Here is a 23,961-nt window from a genome sequence, read left to right as displayed (position 1 = left end):
AACAAACGATTTTGGAGACCATACTCACTGTCAATCACCTTACAAAGAAATTTCATTTTCTCACCGCTGTTAACGATGTGTCATTTACTATAAAAAAAGGAAATGTCTACGGAATATTAGGCCCCAATGGCAGTGGTAAATCTACCACACTAGGAATGGTGCTCAATGTGGTTAACGAAACTTCTGGATCCTTTACTTGGTTTGAAGGAACCTCTACTACACATCAAGCACTCAAGAAGGTAGGAGCCATTATAGAGCGGCCAAACTTCTATCCCTATATGAGTGCAGAACAGAATCTTAAACTGGTTTGTAAAATAAAAGAAGTATCACCAGAGAAGATTCATGAGAAATTAGAACTGGTAGGTCTCTTGGATCGAAAGGATAGTAAATTTAAGGCTTATTCTTTAGGCATGAAGCAACGACTTGCAATTGCCTCCGCCTTGCTTAACGACCCTGAGATCCTCATACTTGATGAACCCACCAATGGATTAGATCCACAAGGGATACATCAAATTCGAAGCATTATAAAAAAGATCGCTGCCTCCGGCACAACTATTTTACTTGCCTCTCACCTATTAGACGAGGTTGAGAAGGTCTGTACACATGCTATTATTCTTAGGAAAGGGCATATGATTTACTCAGGGAGAGTGGATCAAATGACTGCTAGTCACGGTTTTTTTGAACTAAAAACTTCGCAAATGGACACTTTAATGGCCTACCTGAAGGACAACGATCAATTTAGTACAGTAAAGCTAGAGAATGGCCTAATCACCGCTTTTTTAAGTCAACCTATGGAGCCTGCGACCTTTAACCAATTGATGTTTGAGCAAAATATTGTCCTCTCCCATTTAATCTGGCGAAAAGAAAGCCTAGAAGAACAATTCCTTTCTCTAACCAATAACACAGCTAACTAATTATAAAACTACCCAACCACGCATAGCGATGGATTGGGTTTTAAACCTGAATGAACATGAGCAATAGTGCAACACATATCATTCGATTTTCCGACACGGTTTATGGCGCGTCCAAGGTTAGCAATATTAATAGATGCGTTCACATCAGCATAAAAAAAATAAGTTATTAACAAAGGGGATCACTGCTTTCCTCCCATCCACTACAGATCAATGGGTTTCCGCAGTATGTTTATGAAAAGATTACTATCTATTGAGTTTATCAAACTTTGGAATAATAAAAGCAGTAAGTTTCTAATCCTATCATACTTTATTTTACTCACCTTTATAGCGCTTTGTGCAGCAATACAATTTGATATAGGAGAATTTCACTTCAACTTAGCGGACCAAGGAATTTTTAACTTTCCTTATATATGGCATTTTACCACTTATTTGGTAGCATTCTTTAAGCTTTTCTTAGCCATTGTGATTGTATCGATGATGTCCAATGAATATAGCAACAAAACACTCAAGCAAAATCTAATAGATGGATTAAGTAAAAAAGAATTCATCCTCTCAAAGTTTTATACTGTAATTAGCTTTTCGATAATTTCAACAGTATTCATCTTTGTGGTGTCTCTAATCCTAGGACTTATTTATTCCGACTATGACGAACTCAGTATCATCTTCTCTGATTTAGAATTCTTACTAGCGTTTTTTGTCAAACTATTAGGCTTCTTCTCCTTCTGTTTGTTTCTGGGAATACTGGTTAAGCGATCAGCCTTTGCACTGGGTTTTTTAATCCTTTGGCAAATCGTAGAAGGGATACTCTTTGGGGTTTTCGCATGGAAAGCTAATTCTGAATTCGCATCCAATGTCATGCAATTTTTCCCTTTAAACAGCATGAGCAACCTGATTAAAGAACCCTTTAGTAGACTCAATGCAGTACAATCAGTAGCCAATCAGGTAGGTCAAGCCTTTAACAAGGACTATGGAGTTCACTGGTATGAAATACTCATCGTATTAATCTGGACATTCTTGTTTATTTATGGTTCATATGCCCTATTAAAGAAAAGAGACTTATAACCCTATTAGATTTTAATATTTTGATCAAGGTTTTTAGCTCAATAGTAGCGAATTAAGGCAAGTACTTTAATTTTAATACCTTAATTTTGTGAAATGCAATTTAAGATACGATCAGATTACAAACCTACAGGCGATCAACCCTCGGCCATTGCTCAACTCTCACAAGGAATTACGAGTGATGAGCGATATCAGACCTTATTAGGAGTTACTGGTTCAGGGAAAACCTTTACAGTGGCAAATGTTATTGAAAATGTTCAACGTCCGACTTTAGTGCTGGCTCACAACAAAACTCTTGCGGCTCAATTGTATTCAGAATTCAAACAATTCTTCCCTGACAACGCGGTAGAATATTTTGTTTCTTATTATGATTACTATCAGCCGGAGGCCTATATTCCAGTAACGGGGACTTATATTGAAAAGGATTTATCCATAAATGAAGAGATAGAGAAACTCCGACTCAGCACCACTTCCTCCCTATTATCAGGTCGAAGAGATGTACTGGTGGTCGCTTCGGTTTCATGTTTATACGGTATTGGAAATCCAGTGGAATTTCAAAAGAACGTCATCGCTATTGAAAGAGATCAGGTCATATCGCGGACCAAGTTTTTACATCGCCTAGTACAAAGCTTATATTCCCGAACAACGGCAGATTTTACCCATGGAAATTTTAGAGTTAAAGGTGATGTGATCGATGTATTTCCAAGTTACGCTGATGACGCCTACAGAATTCACTTTTTTGGAGATGAAGTGGAGGAAATCGAAGCATTTGATCCCAATACTAATAAGGTTATTGAAAAGCATGAACGATTAACGATTTATCCAGCGAACATGTTTGTGACCTCCCCAGATGTGCTACAAAATGCTATTAAATCGATACAGGACGATTTGGTAAAACAAATAGATTTTTTCAAAGAAACTGGAAAACACCTGGAGGCGAAACGTTTGGAAGAACGCACCAATTTTGATTTGGAAATGATTCGTGAATTAGGTTATTGCAGTGGTATTGAAAATTACTCTCGATACCTTGACGGCAGAGAACCTGGAACACGCCCATTTTGCCTTTTAGATTATTTCCCGGATGATTATTTGATGGTGGTCGATGAGAGTCACGTTACCATTCCACAGGTCCATGCAATGTACGGCGGTGACCGTAGTAGAAAAGAAAATTTGGTGGAATACGGTTTCCGATTACCAGCTGCTATGGACAATAGACCTCTAAAGTTCGAAGAGTTTGAAGCACTCCAAAATCAAGTGATATATGTCAGTGCTACTCCTGCGGATTACGAACTTCAGCTAAGTGAAGGAACCTATGTAGAACAGGTCATTCGCCCTACAGGACTTTTAGACCCTGTGATTGAGGTACGAGCAAGCGAAAATCAAATCGACGATTTAGTAGAAGAAATTCATCAGCGCATTGAGCGAGATGAACGAATCTTGGTTACTACCTTGACCAAACGAATGGCTGAAGAACTCACCAAATACCTCAGTCGCATACAAATTCGATGCCGATATATCCACAGTGATGTCGATACCCTTGAGCGCGTAGAAATCATGCAAGATCTCAGAAAGGGATTGTTCGATGTTCTTATAGGTGTCAATCTACTTAGAGAAGGATTGGATCTCCCTGAGGTTTCCTTAGTGGCTATTTTAGACGCTGATAAGGAAGGTTTTTTAAGATCAGCTCGTTCACTTACTCAAACCGTCGGTAGAGCAGCTAGGAACTTAAACGGCAAGGCAATTATGTACGCCGATAAGGTCACTGCCAGTATGCAACGCACTATTGATGAAACCAACTATAGAAGAGAAAAACAAATAAACTACAACAAAAAACATAACATCACCCCAAAGGCTTTAAATAAAAGTCTTGACAGCATGCTTGCTAAAAACTCGATTTCGACCAACCAATTAGAGAAAGAAGCTGCTCGCAAAGCTTCGGAACCAGAATTAGAGTTTTTACCCAAAGAAAAAATAGAAAAGCTGATCAGAGAAAAGCGGAAGGCTATGGAAAAAGCAGCCAAAGCACTAGACTTCTTAGAAGCTGCACAATTGAGAGATGAAATTGCCTCATTAAAACAGCACATCTAGGATGGAAAAAACCTTCTCCTTCACCATTAATGGCGACCACATTAACAATATTGGGGATTTCTACAAAGAAATCAATCGCCTGTTTATGCAGGATGAGGATTGGAAAATAGGACAAAGCCTAGATGCACTGGACGATCTGTTCTATGGAGGTTTCGGAGCCCATAAATCAATGGAGAAATTTGATTTAATCTGGACAAATATCAACAAAAGCAAAGAGGTACTCGGATTAGAGACCACTATTGCTTATTACCAAGACAAACTCTCAAAACCGGAACAATACAGCAGTGAATTTGCAAAATCCAAGCTCCTAGCTCTTGAACAAGGAATGGGACAAACCTATTTTGAAATTATCATGGAAATCATCCAAAGCCATAAGTCTATAAATTTTATACCAAACTAAAGAGAAACTACCATTTAAATGTGTTACCAATACATAAAAAAGCGCCCCTCTTTAAAAGAAAAGGAGCGCTCTTTAACTAACTAACTCTACTAACCAATTATGAAAAAACTATCTTTTTTAATTTATGCGATCTCAACCAGTCTTTTCGGAGCTGGAAGTGCAGCCTCTAACTTAGGTAGCGTTAAATTCAATACTCCGTCGGTATAACTGGCATTGATTTGATCTTTATCAATGGCCTTCGGAAGCGTAAATACACGTTTAAATGAAGCGTATTTGAATTCTCTACGGCTGTACTGTGCATCTTGCTCAGCTTTGGACTCATCTGAAACTTCAGCTGATACTGTCAGTACATCTTTGTCAAGTTCGATTTTAAAATCTTCTTTCTTCATTCCAGGTACTGCTAACTCTAAAGCAAAAGCTTTCTCTAATTCTTTAATATTTACCGCGGGTATGGTATCACTTAAACGCTCTAGACCTCCAAACCAATCTTCTCTGGCCATTGTATCCAAAAAACTTGGAAAAAAACCGCTATTTCTTCTTACTAAACTCATAACTTAAATTTTATATTAATGATCAATTTTTTGTTGTACACTTACCATTAGACAAATATGAGTCCAATTTAAAAACAATGCCATTATGGCTGATTCTGGATAGTTTAGCACGACAATTTGTCTTGTTTTTAAACAAAACCAATCTAATAACTGTAAATCATGTCTATTTGTTCCTTTAACATTCCTACCCTATTAGGTTAAAAATTTCTAATTTTTTAATAAGAATACCTTGTTGAGCCAAGATATTTTGAAAAAAAAACTATCTTAGCACCTTTAAAACTAATTCCCTATAGAATAAATAGATTAATATGCTAGAAAAAGAAGTCGTTGCAAAGAGAACCTATACGGATAAAGAGCTCCAAGAATTAAACGCCAAGTACAAACCCCTTTCAATTGAGCAGCGTATTGCTATGTTGTACGAAGATTTTTCGATGGATGAAATCATGTTAACAAGTTCCTTTGCTGCTACATCTGCTTTTTTACTTCATCTTTTTTCAAGGGTAAACAAAGAACAGAAAGTGTATTTTATAGATACAGGATTTCACTTTCCAGAAACCCTGGACTATAAACAAAAACTTACCGATTTATACGGGTTAAATGTAGAATCAATCAGTGCAATCAAAGAGGAGCACGAATTTACCGTACAAGACCAAACCTATCGTAAAAACCCAGAGTTCTGTTGCAGCATCAACAAAGTGAAGCCTTTGGATGTTATTAAAAAGAAATACTCCCTTTGGGTATCTGGACTTATGAGATGGCAAAGTGACCATAGATCTACTCTAGACATATTTGAGGAAAGAGGGAACATCATAAAATTTTATCCCCTACTCGATGTTACTAAAGAACAAAGAGAAGCCTTTATAGAAAAACACAAACTACCCTTCCACCCTTTGGTGTTTCAAGGATATAACTCAATCGGTTGTAAACACTGTACCGTGCCAGGAGATGATCGAAGCGGACGTTGGAACAACAGCCCTAAAACGGAATGTGGTTTACATCTATAAAGTGTTACCCTTATAAATACATAAAGGGCTGTCTACTTTGGACAACCCTTTAATTTTTTAGAAATATTCTTTCAAAAACATTGGACTTAACGCGAGAGGATACGAACATCCACCGTGTATTCTTTTCCCGCTATTAGTCCAGGGACATCCACTTTTTTGTAATTCATTCGTCCTTTAATATAGGATTCTACAAGCTCATTTTCGGATTTCACGGTAAGAACAACGATTTCAGATTCCGCATTTACTTTAAAACGAACATTAGCCACTAAGACATTTTCATTTAATTTAAAATTAGGCGTTCCAAGAATAGAAGATAACTGTTTTGAAATCTCTTTTGTAGATGGATTCGGATCTACATTGGCCATTAGAAGCGATGAGCTTAAGATGGCCAGTAACACAATTAATTTTGACTTTTTCATAACTATTGTTTTTTGAATGTTAAACAAGATAAAATTACACCGAAATCAAAATATATCATACTGACATATAGCTAGTTAATAAAAACTTAAACTAGTTAACGTTTCTCTAATCTCTAGTGATTTACCCTTTTAAACTACCTTAAAACACCTTAGCCCTTTGATAGCACTATACATTAATTATTACTGAAATTGATCTTACCTCTAAGTATATCATAAGGATTCGTTAGGCTTTTAATCATCCCGTTGATAATCCTACTTTATTCTTATAAATCTGTTGGAGTATTATTAAGTTCGGATTAAGATTTTTAACAAACCCTATGTACATAGGTTGAACAATTAGTAGTTAACCTTAAGCAAACATTAAAAAATGAAGATACGTTTGTGTTTGTTATGTTAGGAAAAACAAAAAACCCCGGGGTTATACCGAGGTTCTTAATCCAAAATGATAATTATAGCACTATTAAGTAAGATGCAATACTATATTGTTATTGCAATACTTCTTGTACTTTGTCAGCTGCTTCTTTAAATTCAATTGCTGAATGTACCGCTAGGCCAGAATTATCAATTAATTCTTTAGCAAGCTCCGCATTGGTTCCTTGTAATCTAACAATTATAGGAACATTAATTGCATCACCCATACTTCTATAAGCATCTACAATTCCTTGAGCTACACGATCACCACGAACAATTCCTCCGAATATGTTTACCAAAATCGCTTTCACGTTAGGATCCTTTAGGATGATTCTAAATGCAGTTTCAACACGTTGAGCATCCGCAGTCCCTCCTACATCTAGAAAGTTTGCAGGTTCTCCACCAGCCATTTTAATTAAATCCATGGTAGCCATTGCTAAACCAGCTCCATTAACCATGCATCCTACATTACCATCTAGATTCACAAAGTTTAATCCAGCAGCTCTTGCTTCTACTTCGATAGGATCTTCCTCTCTAACATCCCTCATTTCTTCATAGTCCTTATGACGGTACAAAGCATTATCATCGATAGTCACCTTTGCATCAACAGCCATGATCTTATCATCAGAAGTCTTAAGAACTGGGTTAATTTCAAATAAGGAAGAATCAGAAGATTCGTAAGCCTTATATAAAGAACTAACAAACTTCACCATTTCTTTAAACGCCTGTCCACTAAGTCCAAGATTAAAGGCGATCTGACGCGCCTGAAACGGTAGAAGACCAGTAGCAGGGTCAATCTCTTCATTAAAAATTAAATGCGGGGTCTTTTCAGCCACCTCTTCGATATCCATTCCACCCTCAGTAGAATACATAATCATATTTCTACCTGTACTCCTATTAAGCAGTACAGACATATAAAATTCTGATGTTTCACTATCACCTGGATAATAAACATCTTCTGCCACCAATACCTGATGAACCTTTTTACCTTCTTTACTCGTTTGAGGGGTTACTAGGTTCATACCGATAATAGCATCAGCTATTTCTTCTACCTCTTTAAGGTTTTTGGCAAGTTTAACACCACCACCTTTACCGCGACCACCTGCGTGAACCTGCGCTTTGATTACATGCCATCCGGTACCAGTTTCCTCAGTTAGTCGTTTGGCAGCAGCTACAGCCTCCGCTGCAGTTTGAGCTACAATTCCACGCTGTATGCGTACTCCAAAACTTGCAAGTATTTCTTTTCCTTGATATTCGTGTAAATTCATAACGATGCGTTGTATAATTTAAGCGGAACAAAAGTAACAAATGGAGATTAATAAACCCAATTAAGAATAAGAATTTTAAGGAATTCCAATATCTACATGCAACTGACCTTTCAAGAATTAAAATTAACAACATCGGTTCAAATACAGCATTTGTCACAATTAGACGGTTGTTACAAATATAACAATGTGTTTTATATTTATATATATCTACCAAATATCTGGATTGTATTCGAAGATTATTTAGCTTTGTAGTCTAATATGTAAAAAATGAACCATAGCGATTTAATTTCGATAACCAAACAGTATGGTGGCCCAGTCTACGTATATGATTCGGAAAAAATAATTTCACAGTACAAAAGGCTTACTACTGCCTTTAAAAATGTAAAGCACTTAAAACTGAATTACGCGGTCAAGGCGCTGTCTAATGTTGCGATCTTAAGAATCTTCAACTCCTTAGGAAGTGGCTTGGATACTGTATCTATTCAAGAAGTACAGCTTGGACTAATGGCTGGATTTAATCCAGAAGACATCATCTTTACACCCAATGGAGTTTCTTTAGAAGAAATTGAAGATGTAGCCAAACTAGGCGTTCAAATAAATATTGATAACCTATCGATTTTGGAACAATTTGGAGCGCGAAATCCAGACGTTCCAGTGTGTATTCGTATCAACCCTCATGTTATGGCTGGAGGAAATTCAAAAATCTCCGTGGGTCACATCGATTCAAAATTTGGAATAAGCATCCATCAGATTCCACATATTCTTCGCATTATAGACAACACAGGAATGCGGGTCAACGGAATTCACATGCATACAGGTAGTGATATTTTGGATGTTGAAGTCTTTTTATATGCCTCAGAAATTCTATTTGAAACAGCCAAACATTTCCAGGATCTAGAATTTATGGACTTTGGTAGTGGTTTTAAAGTACCTTATAAAGAAGCAGATATTGAAACCAATGTGGAGGAGCTTGGTAAAAAATTAACCAAACGATTCAATAACTTCTGTAAAGAAATCGGAAAAGACTTAACCTTGGCCTTTGAACCTGGTAAATTCTTAGTAAGTGAGGCAGGATATTTCCTATCCAAAGTAAATGTTGTCAAACAGACGACCTCAACGGTATTTGCAGGAATCGATTCTGGTTTTAATCACCTGATTCGTCCAATGTTTTACAATTCATACCATCAGATCGAGAACATATCAAATCCCAAAGGAAAAGAGCGCTTCTACTCTATTGTCGGGTACATCTGTGAAACAGATACCTTCGCAAGTAATAGACGTATCACAGAGATTTCAGAAGGTGATATCTTATGCTTTAAAAATGCAGGAGCCTATTGTTTTTCAATGGCTAGCAACTATAACTCTAGATATAGACCTGCAGAGGTCCTATGGCATAACGGTCAATCACATTTAATTCGAAAAAGAGAAACCATCCAAGATATCGTAGCAAATCTAGTAGATCCAAAAATCGAGGAGTTTGCAACAAAAGAACTGGTAAAAGAAGCCTGATTTAAGATACAATTATCTTTACTCTAATCCTGAAAAGAGCAGTTGATGTTCCTTTCAGGATTTTTTTATGATCCCAATCCATTAACATAGTCATTTAAAAAAATCACGGATTTAAATGAAATTAGTATCTTTATGCGTTAAAGCTTTAATACACAAAAGCACTATTAATAAAAGTTAATACAGTTCCCTTTGGCACTCAACGCCCCAATTGAACTGAACATAAATGCAAATTAAAAATCAGTGATCTATGAGAACCTACTTACTGAGTTTATTTATTATCTGTAGTATCCAAAGCATTAACTCTCAGGAAATACAATGGATGAGCTGGAGTGAAGCTGTGGAAAAGGCAAGTTCAGAGAAAAACCCTAAAAAGATATTTGTCGACGTGTATACCAACTGGTGTGGATGGTGTAAAAAGATGGACAAAAACACCTTTAATAATCCAAAGGTATTGGATTATATGAAGGATAAGTATTATATGGTAAAACTTGATGCCGAACAAAAAGAAGACATCCAATACAAAGGGAAAACCTTTAAATTTATAGAACAAGGACGAAATGGATATCACGAGCTAGCAGCCGCATTACTACAAGGCAAATTAAGTTTTCCAACGACTATTTTTCTAAATGCTAACCAGGAAATCTTATCTCCGGTACCAGGATATCAAGGTCCAGAAGATTTTTTAAAAATAGCAAAATACTTCGGAGATGACATCTATAAAGACAAAAGCTGGCAAGAATACGACACGCCAAAGAGCTGAGTCTTTCTAATATAAAACCACCGTTTATGCCAACCACTAAATTTATCATATTTTCTTTGCTTCTAAGTGTGGTCATTAGCTGCGCACCAAAAAAAAGCGACAACACAAGCCCACTTGAAAAAGCAACACTTTCCCAACACCCTAAAATAAAATCAATTATAGATAGTGCAGATCATTATCAATTACAGGTAATGCTCAGCACTATAGATAGAGAGAAAGATAGTGTCAAGTTCACTGATTATCAATTTGGAGTTAGTGATTCCAATTACTTCTACCCTGCAAGTACTGTAAAACTTCCTATTAGTCTACTGGCCTTAGAGAAATTAAACAGAGATCCTCGTTTTGATAGAAACACATTGTTTTATATCGATGGGGATACCGTAGAGACAACTTTTGCTAATGAAGTTAATAAAATATTTGCTGTAAGTGACAACCCAGCTTACAACCGTTTGTTCGAATATTTGGGTAAGGATTATATCAATCAAACCCTAGAAGATAAAGGGATTAATCCCGTTAGAATCAGTCATAGACTTTCAACCTCGGATGCTTATAACCCAGTAACAAAAGCTATTATTTTTCATCAAAATGACACTACCCTTACCCATCTACAACCCACCGTTAGTAGTCCAGTGGAAAGGTTACCTTTACAGTCAATGTACAAAGGAGCGGGATATATTGATAGCAATGACTCATTAGTTAGAGAGCCCATGGATTTTGCAACGAAGAATTATCTTCCAATTAGCAGCCTTCACTCTATTATGAAACGTGTTATTTTCCCTCAGGCTTTTAGCCAGAAAGATCGATTTCAACTAAGTGAGAACGATCGTGAATTCCTGCTTAAAGCTATGTCTTCAACCCCTAGAGAATTAGGCTTTAATCAAGAAGACTATTACGACAGTTTCGGAAAGTTCTTTATATATGGTGACACCAAGGAAAACATCCCTGAATCCATTAAAATATATAACAAAGTTGGTTATGCCTATGGTTACTTAACAGACTGCGCTTATATTTACGATATGGAAAGTGGCACAGAATTTATAGTAACAGCTAACCTTTTGGTGAATGAAAATCGTATTTTTAACGATGGAATTTATCAATATGATTCCGTGGGAATACCATTTCTTGCGCAGTTAGGCAGGGAACTATTAAAAAACCTTAACCATTAAATTTAGACAACCAATCTCTAAAAATGAAAAAAAACAATTGTTTCATCCTAGTTATTCTATTTACTTTTATGAGTATACAAACAAAGGGTCAAGATTTTAATTTAGGCTTCGATCACTTCGCCATTTTGGTGGAAAACTTAGAGGAAAGTTCTAATTTCTATCTTAACATCATGGGCTTAGAAGAAATCGAAAATAAGACAAAGCAACCTCATATACGTTGGTTTGCTATGGGTAGCAAATCCGCCTTACACGTCATTGAGGATAATCAACATAAAATAGCAGATATCAAAGGGGTGCACCTAGCATTATATACCGACAATTTAGATGGATTTATAACCCACTTACGCCAAAACAACATCTATTTTGAAAACTGGCCTGGGGAAGAGAACACCACTAATGATCGCCCTGATGGGGTCCGTCAGATATACCTAAAGGATCCAAACGGATACTGGATTGAGGTCAACGAAAATTAAGGGATTTAGGGCTTTTCAGCCAACATTCCCCCTCACTTCTTCATCTTCGGTTATATAATTGGACAGATTGATGGCCGTCTCAATTAATGCTAGATGCGAATATGCCTGAGGAAAATTACCCAGAAGCCTTTTAGTTTCAAAGTCCAAATCTTCACTAAATAATCCTAGGTGATTACTATAAGACAAAAGTTTTTCAAAATGGATGGTGGCTTTTTCATGTTCTCCTATTTTGTTTAAGGCATTTATATACCAAAAGCTACAAATAGTAAAGGAGGAAGTCGGCAGTCCAAAATCATCCTGATTTTTATAGCGATACATCAACCCGTCGTTGGACAATTCACGACCAGTTGCTTGAACTGTGGCGATATATTTAGGATCCCTAGCATCGATAAAGCCATAAGTCTCCATTAGTAGCACCGAAGCGTCCAAATGAGTTGAATCATAGGACTGGGTAAAACTCTGCACTTCTTCATTCCACGCATTATCATGTATGCTTTTTCGTATTTGTTGTTCTATGATGGTCCATTTTTCAACTTTTCGATTTTTATGTAATAATTTAGCCACCCGAAGTGCGCGATCCACTGCCACCCAACACAATACCTTTGAGAAAGTAAAATGGCGCTCCTCTGTTCTAAATTCCCAAATACCTTTATCGGGTTCTTCCCAGTGTTTATTTACCACCCACACAATACCCTTAGTTATTGTCCACAGATCTTCGATATTCTCAATCTCTGTTTTAAACTTCATGAACTGTTCATATATCACATCCATTAGAATTCCATAGATATCGTTTTGCTTTTGCACATAGGCTGCATTTCCGATTCTAACTGGTTTACTTCCCATATAACCACTCAAGTGATCTAGGGTATATTCGGTAAGCTTTTTCTCTTTATTTATACCGTACATGATTTGGAGTTTTTCATCCTTGTCTGGTATAAGGTCAATAATAAATTTCAAAAACTGCTTGGCCATGTTTTTATGGCCTAATTCTGAAATCACTTTGATAACCATCGAGGCATCCCTTATCCAACAAAACCTATAATCCCAATTCCTTACCTCTCCTATGGTTTCTGGCAACGAAGTGGTAGCAGCGGCTAAAACAGCACCTGTTTTTTCATAACAAAGCATTTTAAGTACCACTGAACTCCTTCTGATTTGTTCATTGTATTTTTTGTATTCCGGTGTTTTTTCATTCCAATTCAGCCAATAGACCTGAGTTCTAGTAAGTTCCAAAAAGGCCTTTTCAACATTAGGAGCAAATATCTTTTCATTGTAACACAGTTGAAAAAAACCATCCGCTTCTAAAGTAATTTCATCTCCTTGAAATACTCTTTGCTTATCAAAACTAGTATAGAGAAATATGGTGTCAAATTTATCGTGATGGGTTAAACTCACAATAAATTCCTCTTTCACATAGGTATTCGTTTCACCCTCTGCATACTCAAGCTTTGGCTGATAATCGATCTTAAACTTTGGTTTTCCTTTAATATATTCGAAATACCGGATAATATCAGGTGGAGAATGAAACTCATTAGAGACCATTCTATATCTAGGCATAAAATCCCAAATAGTAAAAGCATCAATACCGTTGTCAAAAATAGTAAGGAGTATGCCTGTGTTTTTATAGTACTTTTGATCTATCTGATAGCCCTTATCCACCTTAATGGCAAAATGCCCACCGATGTCGTCATCAAGGATCTTAGCAAATACGGAAGGAGAGTCAAATTCTGGCAAACAGCACCAATCAATTGACCCATTTTTGGAAATTAATGCAGCGCTTCGACAATTTCCAATGATTCCGTATGCTAAATTATCCATCTATTAAGTTTTTTCTAACGTTATTTACTGATTTATTCCTTAAATTAACGAAAATATGACTGCTTTATCAAGCAAAGCAGCATAAATCTGGGTAATAATCTACTCAGAAACATATCAAACGTACTTTTTAAAATAAGTGGAGCCTATGAATTTAAAGTCAACTAAAATTAAGAGTTCATGGACAACAAAACAATAATCGTTTCGAATCGGTTACCCCTACAACTGCACCTTAGCGATGGACAATTAAAAATGACTCCCAGCGTAGGAGGACTAGCTACTGGGATGGAATCAGTTCATAAAGACGAAGAAGGTCTTTGGATAGGTTGGTCAGGACTTGTAGAGGAAGATCTTGACCAAGATACTCACAAAGAAATAGACCAACTGGTAGCTAAGGAGAATTGCGCCACAGTAAGTTTGACCCAAGACGATGTCAATAATTTCTATTACGGATTAAGCAACAGAACACTTTGGCCGTTATTTCACTACTTTATGGAATACACGGAGTTTGAAATTCAGTATTGGGAATCCTATAAAGCCGTTAATCAAAAATTTGCTAATGTGGTATTGCAGCATATTGAGGATGGCGATCAGATTTGGGTTCATGATTATCAGCTGCTGTTGCTTCCAGCCCTAATACGACAAAGCAAACCTAATGTTTCTATTGGTTTCTTTTTACATATCCCTTTTCCGTCTTATGAGATTTTTAGATGTTTCCCTTGGCGAGAGGAACTCTTACACGGAGTTTTAGGAGCAGATTTAATAGGGTTTCACACCTATGACTACGAGCGTCATTTTCTGAGTTCAATTAAAAGGATTTTAAGACTTGATGTAAACTTCAATGAAATAGATTATCACGAGCGCATTGTAAAGGTGGATTCCTTTCCCATGGGAATTGATTACAACAAGTTTCACGATGCTGCGAAATCCCATAGAAAACTGTGCTCCGAGGAGCGTTCAGAACTTCAACAAAAACTCGATGAACATTTTGAATCTACCAAAGACACTAAATTAATTCTTTCCATTGATCGACTAGACTATACCAAAGGAATTCCAAATCGCATTAGAGCCTTTGAATATTTTTTAAATAAATACCCTGAATTTAAGGAGAAAGTTCGATTGATCATGCTTTCTGTCCCATCGAGATCCGATGTACCACAGTACCAACTCTTAAAAAAAGAAACTGACGAATTAGTCGGACGAATTAACGGTGAATTCTCAACGGTCAATTGGACACCTATATGGTATTTTTATCGCTCGTTACCTTTTGACAATTTGATTGATCTTTATAGTTCGGCCGATATCGCCTTGATCACCCCTATTCGTGACGGTATGAATTTGGTTGCAAAAGAGTATGTCGCCACCCGTACGCGAAAAGACGGTGTTCTTATTTTAAGTGAAATGGCAGGGGCTTCCAAAGAAATGAATGAAGCCATCTTGATAAACCCAAATAACTTTGAGCAAATAGCTGATTCCATAAAATCAGCTATAGAAATGCCACTAGAACAACAGATCTCCAGAAATCATTTACTTCAAAAAAGGCTCAAGCGATATAGTGTTGAGAAATGGGCTCAAGAGTTTATGAAATCTTTAAATGCCACAAAAGATATTGAAAAAGTCATCGCATTAAAGCCTCTAGATGAGCAAGAGAGTAAAACGATGTTTGAAAAATTTAAATCAGCCAAAAGAAGACTGCTCCTACTGGATTACGACGGGACACTTACGGGGTTTCAGGACAATCCACAAAATGCAGGACCAGATGATGAGCTCTTAACATTACTCGATAAAATAAATAACCAAAAACAAACCAACATGGTTATTATAAGTGGACGAGACAGAGAAACCCTTGAGCGCTGGTTTGGAGAAAAGGACTATGCGATGATTACAGATCATGGGGTATGGGCCAAGGAAAAAAATAAATCTTGGAAGCCCTTAGAACGTCTTCGAACCGAGTGGATGGAAAACATACGTCCAGTCTTAGAGACCTTTGTAGACCGTACTCCAGGAACCTTTATTGAAGAAAAGAAGTATTCACTCGCTTGGCATTACAGAAAAGCTGACCCAGAATTAGCCCAGGTAAGAACCATTGAGCTTAATACGGTAATAACTAGTTTGATCTCAAACAATGAATTAACGGTACTCAATGGAAATAAAGTCATTGAAGTTAAAAATAGTAGTGTAAATAAGGGGCGTGCTGCAGGCTATTTATTATCAAGGAAGGACTATGACTTTGTGCTAGCCATAGGTGATGATTGGACTGATGAATACATGTTCAAAGAAGTCCCAGAAGGCGGCTATTCCATAAAGGTAGGGTTTCAAAAGTCCAAAGCAAAGTATTATGTCAAAAACACTCAAGAGGTTCGCAAGCTCCTGGAAGGATTTGCAAACAGCCAATAAGCACCTTTAATTGGAACTAATAAAGGGTTTAAAGTTTTTGAGAAATTCTTGTGAGGATAACTCTAAAACACTTCCATGGCGCATTCCCTTTGGAAAGACCAGCATATTTGAGATATCATTCCAATTCTTAAGGTCAGTAGACTGAACCCCTCCATATTGCTTGTCAATGTACTTGTCAAAATACACCAGTCTAGTACTGTCTATTTTTAGTGACGTAGGACCTTCAGCCCAATAATCACCAGTTATTGGAGCTGAAGCTTCACTATATGGTCCCGTCAACTTTTCACTATAGGCGATACGGATATTTTTAGCCGCTGGAACCCGCGTCTCATCTTTTAAGAACATCACATATTGTCCATTGTCATATAAGATACTAGCATCGATTACATTAAAACCAGGCTCATATAACAAGGCAGTTTTAGAAAAGGTTTTAAAGTCTTTGGTTGTGGTATAGTAAATGCGATGGTTGTATGAATTATCCTCACTTGATTGCGTTTCTGGATATGCGCCCTTAATTGTTGTCGCCCAATAGATCATATATGTCTTAGCTTTTTGGTCATAGGTAATCTCAGGGGCCCAACTATTCCTAGCATTTTCTTCGTGCTGCATAACAGGGATATACTGCTGGTCGGACCAGTGAATCAGGTCAGTAGAACTGGCGTATCCAATACCTTTTTCACTCCACCCACAGGTCCACACCATATGGTATTTATCATCTCCTCCCTTAATAATACAAGGGTCTCTCATGAGCTTTTCTTTTCCAACATGAGGTGTTAAAAACGAAGTGTCTCCTTTTAAAGCCTTCCAAGTAAAACCATCCAAACTATAAGCATAATGAAGCCCATCTTCTCCATTTGATTTAAAATACGAAAACAGGTATACCTTTGTGCTTTGAAGCACACCACTTGCCTTTAACCAACTTTTAAGAGTTCTAGGCCATTGCTTATTTGCCGTGGTATTGCCCATGCCAAAGCCATGACCACCATCTTTGTAAATATGCATTTCGACAGAAACATCATTTTCCTTTAACGCCCTGTAATACAGCAGACTATTATCCACTACAACGGCTTTATCATCTGTGGCATGAACCAAAAATGTCGGTGGCGTTTGTGCATCAACTAACGAATTAGAAGAGAAGGATCGTTTTAAAGATTTTGAAGCCTTTTTTCCTAATAGATTTTCTTGTGATCCTTTATGAGTAAAGGAATCCTCCATTGAAATCACAGGATATATCAATATTGAGAAATCTGGTCTAGCGCTCAGTGAGGAGAGTTCGTTTTTATAGGTGGATTTGTCATACATGGTTGATAAACTCGCCGCTAAATGCCCTCCAGCAGAAAATCCCATCACACCTACTTTTTCTGGATCAACATTCCAATTCTTTGCATTGGATCGAATAAATCGGATGGCATGTTGCGCATCTTGTAAAGGCCCTATTTTTTTATCAGCCATTCCCTGATTTGGCAATCTATATTTAAGTACCATTGCCGCTATTCCAATAGAATTAAACCACTTAGCAAGATTGTACCCTTCCTTATCGATAGCTAAATGCGAATACCCCCCACCAGGGCAAATTAATACTGCAGCACTCGGGTTATCATAAATACCCTTAGGCAGAAAAACCTCCAGGGTAGGCTCTGAAACATTTGATACGCGTTGTAGCTGACCAAAATCGTTTAACTCGCTTATCTCTTTGCCAATATTGACATTTAATGTGTTTGGAATCGTATTCCAAATTTTATAAGTAGTTATTTTTTGTGCTGTCGCTAAAAGCGTCATAAAACACAAAGAAATTATTAGTACAAACGCACGGTTTTTCATAAGTAAAGCTAATATTTTAGATCCATTCTGTAGATTTCCGTACCCGCTAACAAAAAGCAACCAAGTCCGTAATCTTCAAAATCAGGCTGTTTAGTATAAGAAAGCGGCTGACCATCTTTAGGTTCTTTCCCAGTAGACTGCATATAGCCCAAAAATCCATTTTTGTGCAAGCTTTCCTCAACCAGCGCCTTCCATCCCTTTTTAATCACGGGAATATAGGTATCTTTATCGAGAATATCATGATTTACCCCATAGGCCATTGCATAAATAAAAAGAGCTGTCCCAGAGGACTCCTTCCCCCCATAGTGATTTTTATCATGTAAACTTACATTCCAAAAGCCATCCTTGCGTTGAATAGGCGCCAAGGCCTTTGCCATAGCTTGAAGATCTTCAACATACTGCTGACGATGGGGTGCATCCTGCGGAATAATAGACAACACCCTAGCAAGTGCTGCAATCACCCAACCGTTACCACGACTCCAATAAGAGTCTTCTCCGTTCGGTTCAGTATAGGGAGGATCAAAGTCAGCATCTCTCCACCAAAGACCATCTTCTGGATTATAAAGACCGTTCTCCCCTTCTGAATCTCTGGTATACATATACATTTGGTACATTTTTTCAAAAAACAATGGATTATCATCCAAAACACCCATTTTTGCTAACACTGGCATACCCATTTGAATGGCATCAATCCAATCCCAATCCCCGAGTTGAGGGGTAGAAAGCAGCATGGTAGTCTGTGCCCGGGTATTTTTAAGCTTAGACGACTTCGGCTCAAGGTTGTATAAATCGATATAGGTTTGAGCCGCACAATAGTTATCTGCATTTCTGGTAGTGTTTCCACCGTTAAATCCCCATTTATGACTTTCAGCCCAATCTAAAGCATATTGATAAAACTCATCCTTAGGGTAAATTTCATGCAAGGCCATTAAACCTTCGTAATAAACTGCTCTTGTCCATATATTACTAGGTCGCTCTTTATTAGTTATAATGGTTTTTCCGGTATCTGGCCATTTATCCATAAAGTAGGCGTTTGCCAGGATCATACTTTTTAAGATCTCATCCTTCTCAAAGGTATTTTGCGAATAGCCTTGCAGGGTAAAAATAATTGCAATAAGCAACAATAAATTAGTTTTAAGCATTGGTTTATAAATTAAAGTTGGTACTGTTATTTGTTGTTTTATAGATCGATCCCCTTAAATGGGTTTATATTCTTTTAAAGCAGTGAGTTTCACCGGCCCTAATAATCCAGAGGGGGTAATATCCCATTTAGTAGCATCAAATTTCTTATAATCCTTATCTACCATGTTGATTTCGTGAAAAATCTTCCACTCTTTCCCAGTTTGTTCCAAATTTTTAATGCGATTGGCTGAAAGATTGGTCACTTGGATCTTCAAAGTATTTACTCCTTTTTTAAATAAATTAGTTTTCAATTCAAAAGGAAGGGCCCATAGGATACCTGCGTATTGTCCGTTAATCCATACTTTGGCGCTTTCTCTAAGATCGCCAAGTTCTAATTTCCAATACTCAGCCTCTTGATTATCAAGGACAAATTCTGTTTGATAAACTGCTGTCCCTGAAAAAGCTTTAGTCTTGGGATCACTTAAAGTGGACCAATCTTGTAACTTTGACAACTTTTTTGATTCAGGTAGCTCTGGTCCACCCTTTAAAAAGCTCAAATTCCAGTCCGTCGTAATTTCAGTGGGTTGCCCAATAGCTGTGGTATATACTAAATCAGCCACACCTTCCATCTTTCCTGTTTTTAAAATAAAAGCCATCCCTGGCTCTATCTCAAGCTTTACGATCGTTTTATCATTTTGCTGTTGGACATTAGCCTTTCTTACCTCCCCATTTAATGGATTAAAAACAGTTATGTGTGTGGTTGTAAAGTTTAATGGAACTTCTGTTATTCTCTTAGCACTATGGTTGACTATATAGTAGATCTTTTCTCCATTGATTTGTCTTCGAATATACTTTAGACCCTTACCGACTAAGGACTCATTTTTAACTCCAGCGTTAACCAAATCCTGTAATAAGTCTTGGGTTGGCATAAGTCTCTGGGTTAACTTGTGGAGCTTTTTGGCTCGCTCTTGATACGCTTTAAAACCAGGCACCTCATCAGGGACTCCCATAAAAATTATATTTGCTCCTTGGTCTTTTAATTTCAATAGTTTTTCCAGAGTTGGTAGCGGAACGATATTGCTCTGTGGCACTACCAATGCTTTATAGCGTCCCCCTGGAAGAATTAATTCTCCTTGATCAAACTTTATTCGACTTATAAAGTCATCAGAAATATAATCACTTGCAAAACCATTTTCGGTTAATTGCTTATGTGTATTGTAAAAAGGCGTACCCAATAGCCACTCTTGAAGCGAATGAATTTTAAATTGAAAAAATAAACTTCCACCCAAATAACGATTCCAAATATCATGTATCGGAAAATAAAGCAGGGTTTCATTATCTGGGCTTCCTTTTTGCAAAAAAGATTGACATCTTCCTATATAAGAGAATAGTCCAGAGGCATCTTCCCAGATACTATTATTTTCATTAAAATTCACCGAGGCGTAAAACTTCCAACCAGGCCAATCGGCCCTCTGCGGAGAATAGGTGGAACCGTGAAGAACCGTATGGTTAATTCCGCTCAAAAGTAAATCTTCAACCTCAGGTTTACACTGAGATAAGGCCGTTTTAAAATGTTCTCTTAGCCAAGTAAAGGTTTCAGAAGATACTAAAGGCTTCCCTGAAATATGAGCTGCTGAGGCGGAAAACTTCAACATTGCTGGGTCTGCATCTCCAGGACGAATGTTTTGGTCTAATCTTCGAAACCCTGGAATATCATAAGGCATAGACCCGAAGGTTTCACATTCAGGTATATCCGCTGCTGCATAGAGGTCGATTAGATTCCCTGGAGATCCATGAGCCTGTAACCTAGTAAGAAAACCCTTTTTATTTGCCCACTTCGTCCAAGGATCAATAAAGGACTCAAGTAACAGTTCTGAAATAGTTTCTCTGTAATCCAAGCGGATTTTATTTGTTATCGAATCGTCTCGCTTTTCAAACAAACGATTCAAATACGGGCGGATATCATAACCTCTTTTCTTTTCAAAAGCCTTAAAAAAGTTAGGTGTAAAGTCTGTTCCATAAACTTCGTAACTATCGTTAAAAACAGCCCTTAATCCAGAAGAATTACTTGAGAATACTTGATTAAAGGGCTGGGTATAATCCTCAAAGGCTTCTTTTGAATAATGATCAACAGTATACCCTTGTCCTCCAGGTGCTGCTCTTTTCACCTGTTGCCCTGTTAGCGCCTGATAAACAAAATAGAGGGTGAAATCATCCCTTTTGGCCTTCCATCGAAGTTGTCCTTTATTAATTTTATCGGTTAGATCAATAAATGTATCATCGCTGCCATAAGCATAGACACCCAAGAATTTCATAGGATTTCCCTTAACTATACTATCGCCAACTCTTTGATAAATCATCTCATTTTTAGCGAGCAACTTCTTGTTACTTACTATTTTTTTTGCCGCATGTTGCTGCTCTACCTGAGGTCCACCATAAGGCCATCCAGTACCAAGAGACATATCAACTCCCATACTTAGACTATCAGCAATTTTAATGGTATAATTCAACATGTTCATCCATCTTAAAGAAAGGTAATCAATACTATTTTCTTCCTCTCCCATTACGCCGTAAATAGGAGTAATTTCTACACCTCCAATACCAGCCTTACTAAGGGATACCAAATTGTGATGAATCCCTGCGCTATCAACCGCACTACCCATCCACCACCAACGAGTCCAAGGTTTTTGAGATTCAGAAACCTCAGGCCACTCGCTGTTCTTCTGTCCAAAGGCAGTGCTGAGGAAAAGCAACCATACCACTACAATTAAATATCGTAACTTCATCACTATAACTCTTTTATCTTGACATTATTTAGTTGAAGATTATTTATAAATTCTGTACTCTTCTTATTGCCATTCTTTGTGGTAAGATTTAAATTGTCAAAGACAAAATTTGACAGTTCATATTGATCGGACTCCTGAATATTAAAGACTATATCACACTTTAAATCAATATTTTTCATCGTTATGTTTGAAGCCTTCGATTTTCGAATATCCTTTTCACCTTTAAGATTGAAAAATTGGGTCCATGGCTTTATGTAGATCATACTTTTAGCGGTACCTACAATGTCTTCAACTTTAATAAATTCATAATTCTGTTTGGTATCCGGTCGCATTTTAAGCCATAAAATTCGAGAGGCATCCTCTACCTTACTCCTTCTAAAAAGAATATTGTAATTGTGGATAGACTCGCTACCACAAGTCAAGGTACTGTGACAGAACCCATAGGTATTGTCCTCTATTAGTATGTTTCTATTCTCACCATTATTTTTGTCTTGATGAGCAAAGGGTCCTTTTCCTCCCTTTAATGCTACCGCATCATCATTGACCGACATATAACAATTCTTAATTAGAAAATTGGTGCATACATCAATATCAACAGCATCTGTACTTGGCGCTTTCACAGGCTCGGAAGGTGAAGTTATTTTTAAATTTAAAAGTTTTACGTTTTCACATTTATAAAAATGAGTAGTCCAAAAAGGAGAATCCTTTAAATGAACACCAGAGATTTGTATGTTTTTACTGTTGGAAACATATAAAAGTCGAGGTCTCATTTCATCTTTATTTGTACAGTCGGGATTCCATTGTCTGCGAAGCCAAAATGCCTTCCAATAACGCAGTCCATTTCCATTAATAGTACCTTCTCCAGTTAAGGTAAATCCATCTACCCCATCCACGTTGATGATAGCTGGAAAGTATTTCACTGACTCTCCCTCTATCCGGGTCATCACCACTGGGAAATTACTGATATCATCACTTCCTTTAAGAACTGCCCCTTTCTCCAAATACAGGTGGGTACTTTGTCTAAAAAATAATGATCCTGTTAAAAACACCCCTTTTGGAATAACAACTACACCTCCTCCTTTACTAGCGGTTAAGTCAATTACAGCTTGTAAAGCCTTTGTCTGAACTTGAGTACTATCGCTGACAACTCCATGATCGGTGATTTTGTATACCTTCCCCAACTCTGATAAAGGGGTTTGGGTTGTTTCTCGGAACCAGTCTGGTATAGGGGTTCCATCAGGAAAGAGGTCTTGTGCAAAGGTGCTAAGTTGTCCAAAACTTAAAAAAAAGAATACTATGAACAAGTGTTTTAGATGGTTCGGCTTCATGATTAATCGTCTTTGGTTAATTAACGACCTAAATATAATAGTTTAAACTACAATACTTCATCCTCTACCATCCTGTATCACAAAACAGAGCTTGTACATCAACTTCACCTAATAAAATGGAAACACCTGATTTACAGAGCATGCTTAAGTATCTTCTGCGTAAATTAATCCCAGATAATCAACTTTAAAACCAACTTTAACTCTACAACCCACTCTTTAGGAAAGCATAAAATCCTCTAATAAGGAAGCCCCTAATTTAAATGGCCACCTTTTCCTGTTCCAAAACCCTATAACCCATTCTTTGGATTACATCCTTTAGATGATCCTTGGTGGTTTGTTTGCTATCATATTCCACTTTAACAGCACTTGAGTAAAATAATACCTGTGCAAAATCCACTCCTGGTTGTTTAGTGAGTGTCCTTCTAATTTTCCTAATAGCACTAGAGTGCCTTAGAGTATCCAATTGTATTTTCATTTTTTTCATAATAAATCACATTGTATATACCAATAATTACCTGCGTGTACAAATTAGTAATAAGAACACTGAGCATTATTGATTAATCATTATATACTCGCTCGGTTCTAAATTGCAGTGTAAAGATACAATTACATTTATTAAAAGACAACATTGTCTTTTATGATTATTATTAAAACATTTTGTTATTAATAG

At 37.1% G+C, this 23,961-nt stretch carries 19 protein-coding genes; 10 read left to right on the top strand and 9 right to left on the bottom strand.

Annotation, left to right across the window (positions count from 1 at the left end):
• The first annotated feature begins 11 nt into the window (after positions 1 to 11).
• The 4 genes from I215_RS02295 to I215_RS02280 all read left to right on the top strand — a co-directional run bounded on the left by I215_RS02295 (position 12) and on the right by I215_RS02280 (position 4,461).
• On the top strand, positions 12 to 914 hold the full coding sequence (locus tag I215_RS02295; RefSeq protein WP_008990333.1) for an ABC transporter ATP-binding protein: 903 nt from the start codon (positions 12 to 14) through the stop codon (positions 912 to 914).
• Positions 915 to 1,145: 231 nt separating this feature from the next.
• Entirely contained in the window at positions 1,146 to 1,976 is an 831-nt protein-coding gene (locus I215_RS02290) for an ABC transporter permease (RefSeq protein ID WP_008990332.1), read from the top strand.
• A 93-nt stretch (positions 1,977 to 2,069) separates the two neighbouring features.
• Positions 2,070 to 4,061: an excinuclease ABC subunit UvrB gene (gene uvrB / locus I215_RS02285; RefSeq protein ID WP_008990331.1), complete on the top strand. Its 1,992-nt coding sequence runs from the start codon at positions 2,070 to 2,072 to the stop codon at positions 4,059 to 4,061.
• Between the two features lies 1 nt (position 4,062).
• Positions 4,063 to 4,461: a barnase inhibitor gene (locus I215_RS02280; RefSeq protein ID WP_008990330.1), complete on the top strand. Its 399-nt coding sequence runs from the start codon at positions 4,063 to 4,065 to the stop codon at positions 4,459 to 4,461.
• A gap of 122 nt (positions 4,462 to 4,583) precedes the next feature.
• Here the strand turns inward: I215_RS02280 and I215_RS02275 are convergent, their stop codons facing one another.
• Positions 4,584 to 5,012, bottom strand: a complete 429-nt coding sequence (locus I215_RS02275; RefSeq protein WP_008990329.1) for an Hsp20/alpha crystallin family protein — start codon at positions 5,010 to 5,012, stop codon at positions 4,584 to 4,586.
• Between the two features lie 308 nt (positions 5,013 to 5,320).
• Between I215_RS02275 and I215_RS02270 the strand changes: the two genes are divergently transcribed.
• Entirely contained in the window at positions 5,321 to 6,016 is a 696-nt protein-coding gene (locus tag I215_RS02270; RefSeq protein ID WP_008990328.1) for a phosphoadenylyl-sulfate reductase, read from the top strand.
• Between the two features lie 86 nt (positions 6,017 to 6,102).
• Here the strand turns inward: I215_RS02270 and I215_RS02265 are convergent, their stop codons facing one another.
• Both I215_RS02265 and sucC read right to left on the bottom strand, forming a co-directional pair.
• Complete coding sequence (locus tag I215_RS02265; protein WP_008990327.1) at positions 6,103 to 6,435, bottom strand: hypothetical protein; 333 nt, start codon at positions 6,433 to 6,435, stop codon at positions 6,103 to 6,105.
• Between the two features lie 485 nt (positions 6,436 to 6,920).
• Positions 6,921 to 8,114 (bottom strand): ADP-forming succinate--CoA ligase subunit beta, encoded by a 1,194-nt coding sequence (sucC, locus tag I215_RS02260; RefSeq protein WP_008990326.1) that lies wholly within the window; start codon positions 8,112 to 8,114, stop codon positions 6,921 to 6,923.
• Between the two features lie 267 nt (positions 8,115 to 8,381).
• Between sucC and lysA the strand changes: the two genes are divergently transcribed.
• From lysA to I215_RS02240, 4 genes are all read left to right on the top strand, one after another.
• Positions 8,382 to 9,623: a diaminopimelate decarboxylase gene (lysA, locus tag I215_RS02255; RefSeq protein ID WP_008990325.1), complete on the top strand. Its 1,242-nt coding sequence runs from the start codon at positions 8,382 to 8,384 to the stop codon at positions 9,621 to 9,623.
• Positions 9,624 to 9,870: 247 nt separating this feature from the next.
• Positions 9,871 to 10,383: a thioredoxin family protein gene (locus I215_RS02250; RefSeq protein WP_008990324.1), complete on the top strand. Its 513-nt coding sequence runs from the start codon at positions 9,871 to 9,873 to the stop codon at positions 10,381 to 10,383.
• A gap of 26 nt (positions 10,384 to 10,409) precedes the next feature.
• Positions 10,410 to 11,549 carry a serine hydrolase gene (locus I215_RS02245; RefSeq protein ID WP_008990323.1) on the top strand — a complete coding sequence of 380 codons (1,140 nt, stop codon included), beginning with the start codon at positions 10,410 to 10,412 and terminating at the stop codon, positions 11,547 to 11,549.
• A gap of 68 nt (positions 11,550 to 11,617) precedes the next feature.
• Positions 11,618 to 12,022 carry a VOC family protein gene (locus I215_RS02240; protein ID WP_237738913.1) on the top strand — a complete coding sequence of 135 codons (405 nt, stop codon included), beginning with the start codon at positions 11,618 to 11,620 and terminating at the stop codon, positions 12,020 to 12,022.
• A 15-nt stretch (positions 12,023 to 12,037) separates the two neighbouring features.
• Here the strand turns inward: I215_RS02240 and I215_RS02235 are convergent, their stop codons facing one another.
• Positions 12,038 to 13,840, bottom strand: a complete 1,803-nt coding sequence (locus I215_RS02235; RefSeq protein WP_008990321.1) for a glycoside hydrolase family 15 protein — start codon at positions 13,838 to 13,840, stop codon at positions 12,038 to 12,040.
• Between the two features lie 177 nt (positions 13,841 to 14,017).
• On the opposite strand from I215_RS02235, the gene I215_RS02230 reads away from it, so the two are divergent.
• Entirely contained in the window at positions 14,018 to 16,234 is a 2,217-nt protein-coding gene (locus I215_RS02230) for a bifunctional alpha,alpha-trehalose-phosphate synthase (UDP-forming)/trehalose-phosphatase (RefSeq protein ID WP_008990320.1), read from the top strand.
• A gap of 6 nt (positions 16,235 to 16,240) precedes the next feature.
• Here I215_RS02230 and I215_RS02225 read toward each other — a convergent pair whose 3' ends face one another.
• From I215_RS02225 to I215_RS02205, 5 genes are all read right to left on the bottom strand, one after another.
• The gene (locus I215_RS02225; protein WP_008990319.1) at positions 16,241 to 18,013 is read right to left on the bottom strand and encodes an alpha/beta hydrolase fold domain-containing protein; all 1,773 of its coding nucleotides are present in this window, start codon (positions 18,011 to 18,013) and stop codon (positions 16,241 to 16,243) included.
• Between the two features lie 50 nt (positions 18,014 to 18,063).
• Complete coding sequence (locus tag I215_RS02220) at positions 18,064 to 19,197, bottom strand: glycoside hydrolase family 88/105 protein (protein ID WP_008990318.1); 1,134 nt, start codon at positions 19,195 to 19,197, stop codon at positions 18,064 to 18,066.
• A gap of 54 nt (positions 19,198 to 19,251) precedes the next feature.
• On the bottom strand, positions 19,252 to 21,963 hold the full coding sequence (locus I215_RS02215) for a glycosyl hydrolase (RefSeq protein ID WP_008990317.1): 2,712 nt from the start codon (positions 21,961 to 21,963) through the stop codon (positions 19,252 to 19,254).
• 2 nt (positions 21,964 to 21,965) lie between these two features.
• Complete coding sequence (locus I215_RS02210) at positions 21,966 to 23,291, bottom strand: rhamnogalacturonidase (RefSeq protein ID WP_008990316.1); 1,326 nt, start codon at positions 23,289 to 23,291, stop codon at positions 21,966 to 21,968.
• Between the two features lie 256 nt (positions 23,292 to 23,547).
• Positions 23,548 to 23,775, bottom strand: a complete 228-nt coding sequence (locus tag I215_RS02205; protein WP_008990315.1) for a cation transporter — start codon at positions 23,773 to 23,775, stop codon at positions 23,548 to 23,550.
• Positions 23,776 to 23,961: the final 186 nt, after the last annotated feature.

This window comes from Galbibacter marinus, assembly GCF_000300875.1.
In the GTDB taxonomy this organism is placed as follows: domain Bacteria; phylum Bacteroidota; class Bacteroidia; order Flavobacteriales; family Flavobacteriaceae; genus Galbibacter; species Galbibacter marinus.
The sequence above is the reverse complement of the archived record's forward strand: the minus strand, read 5'-3'. Positions and strand labels throughout refer to the sequence as shown.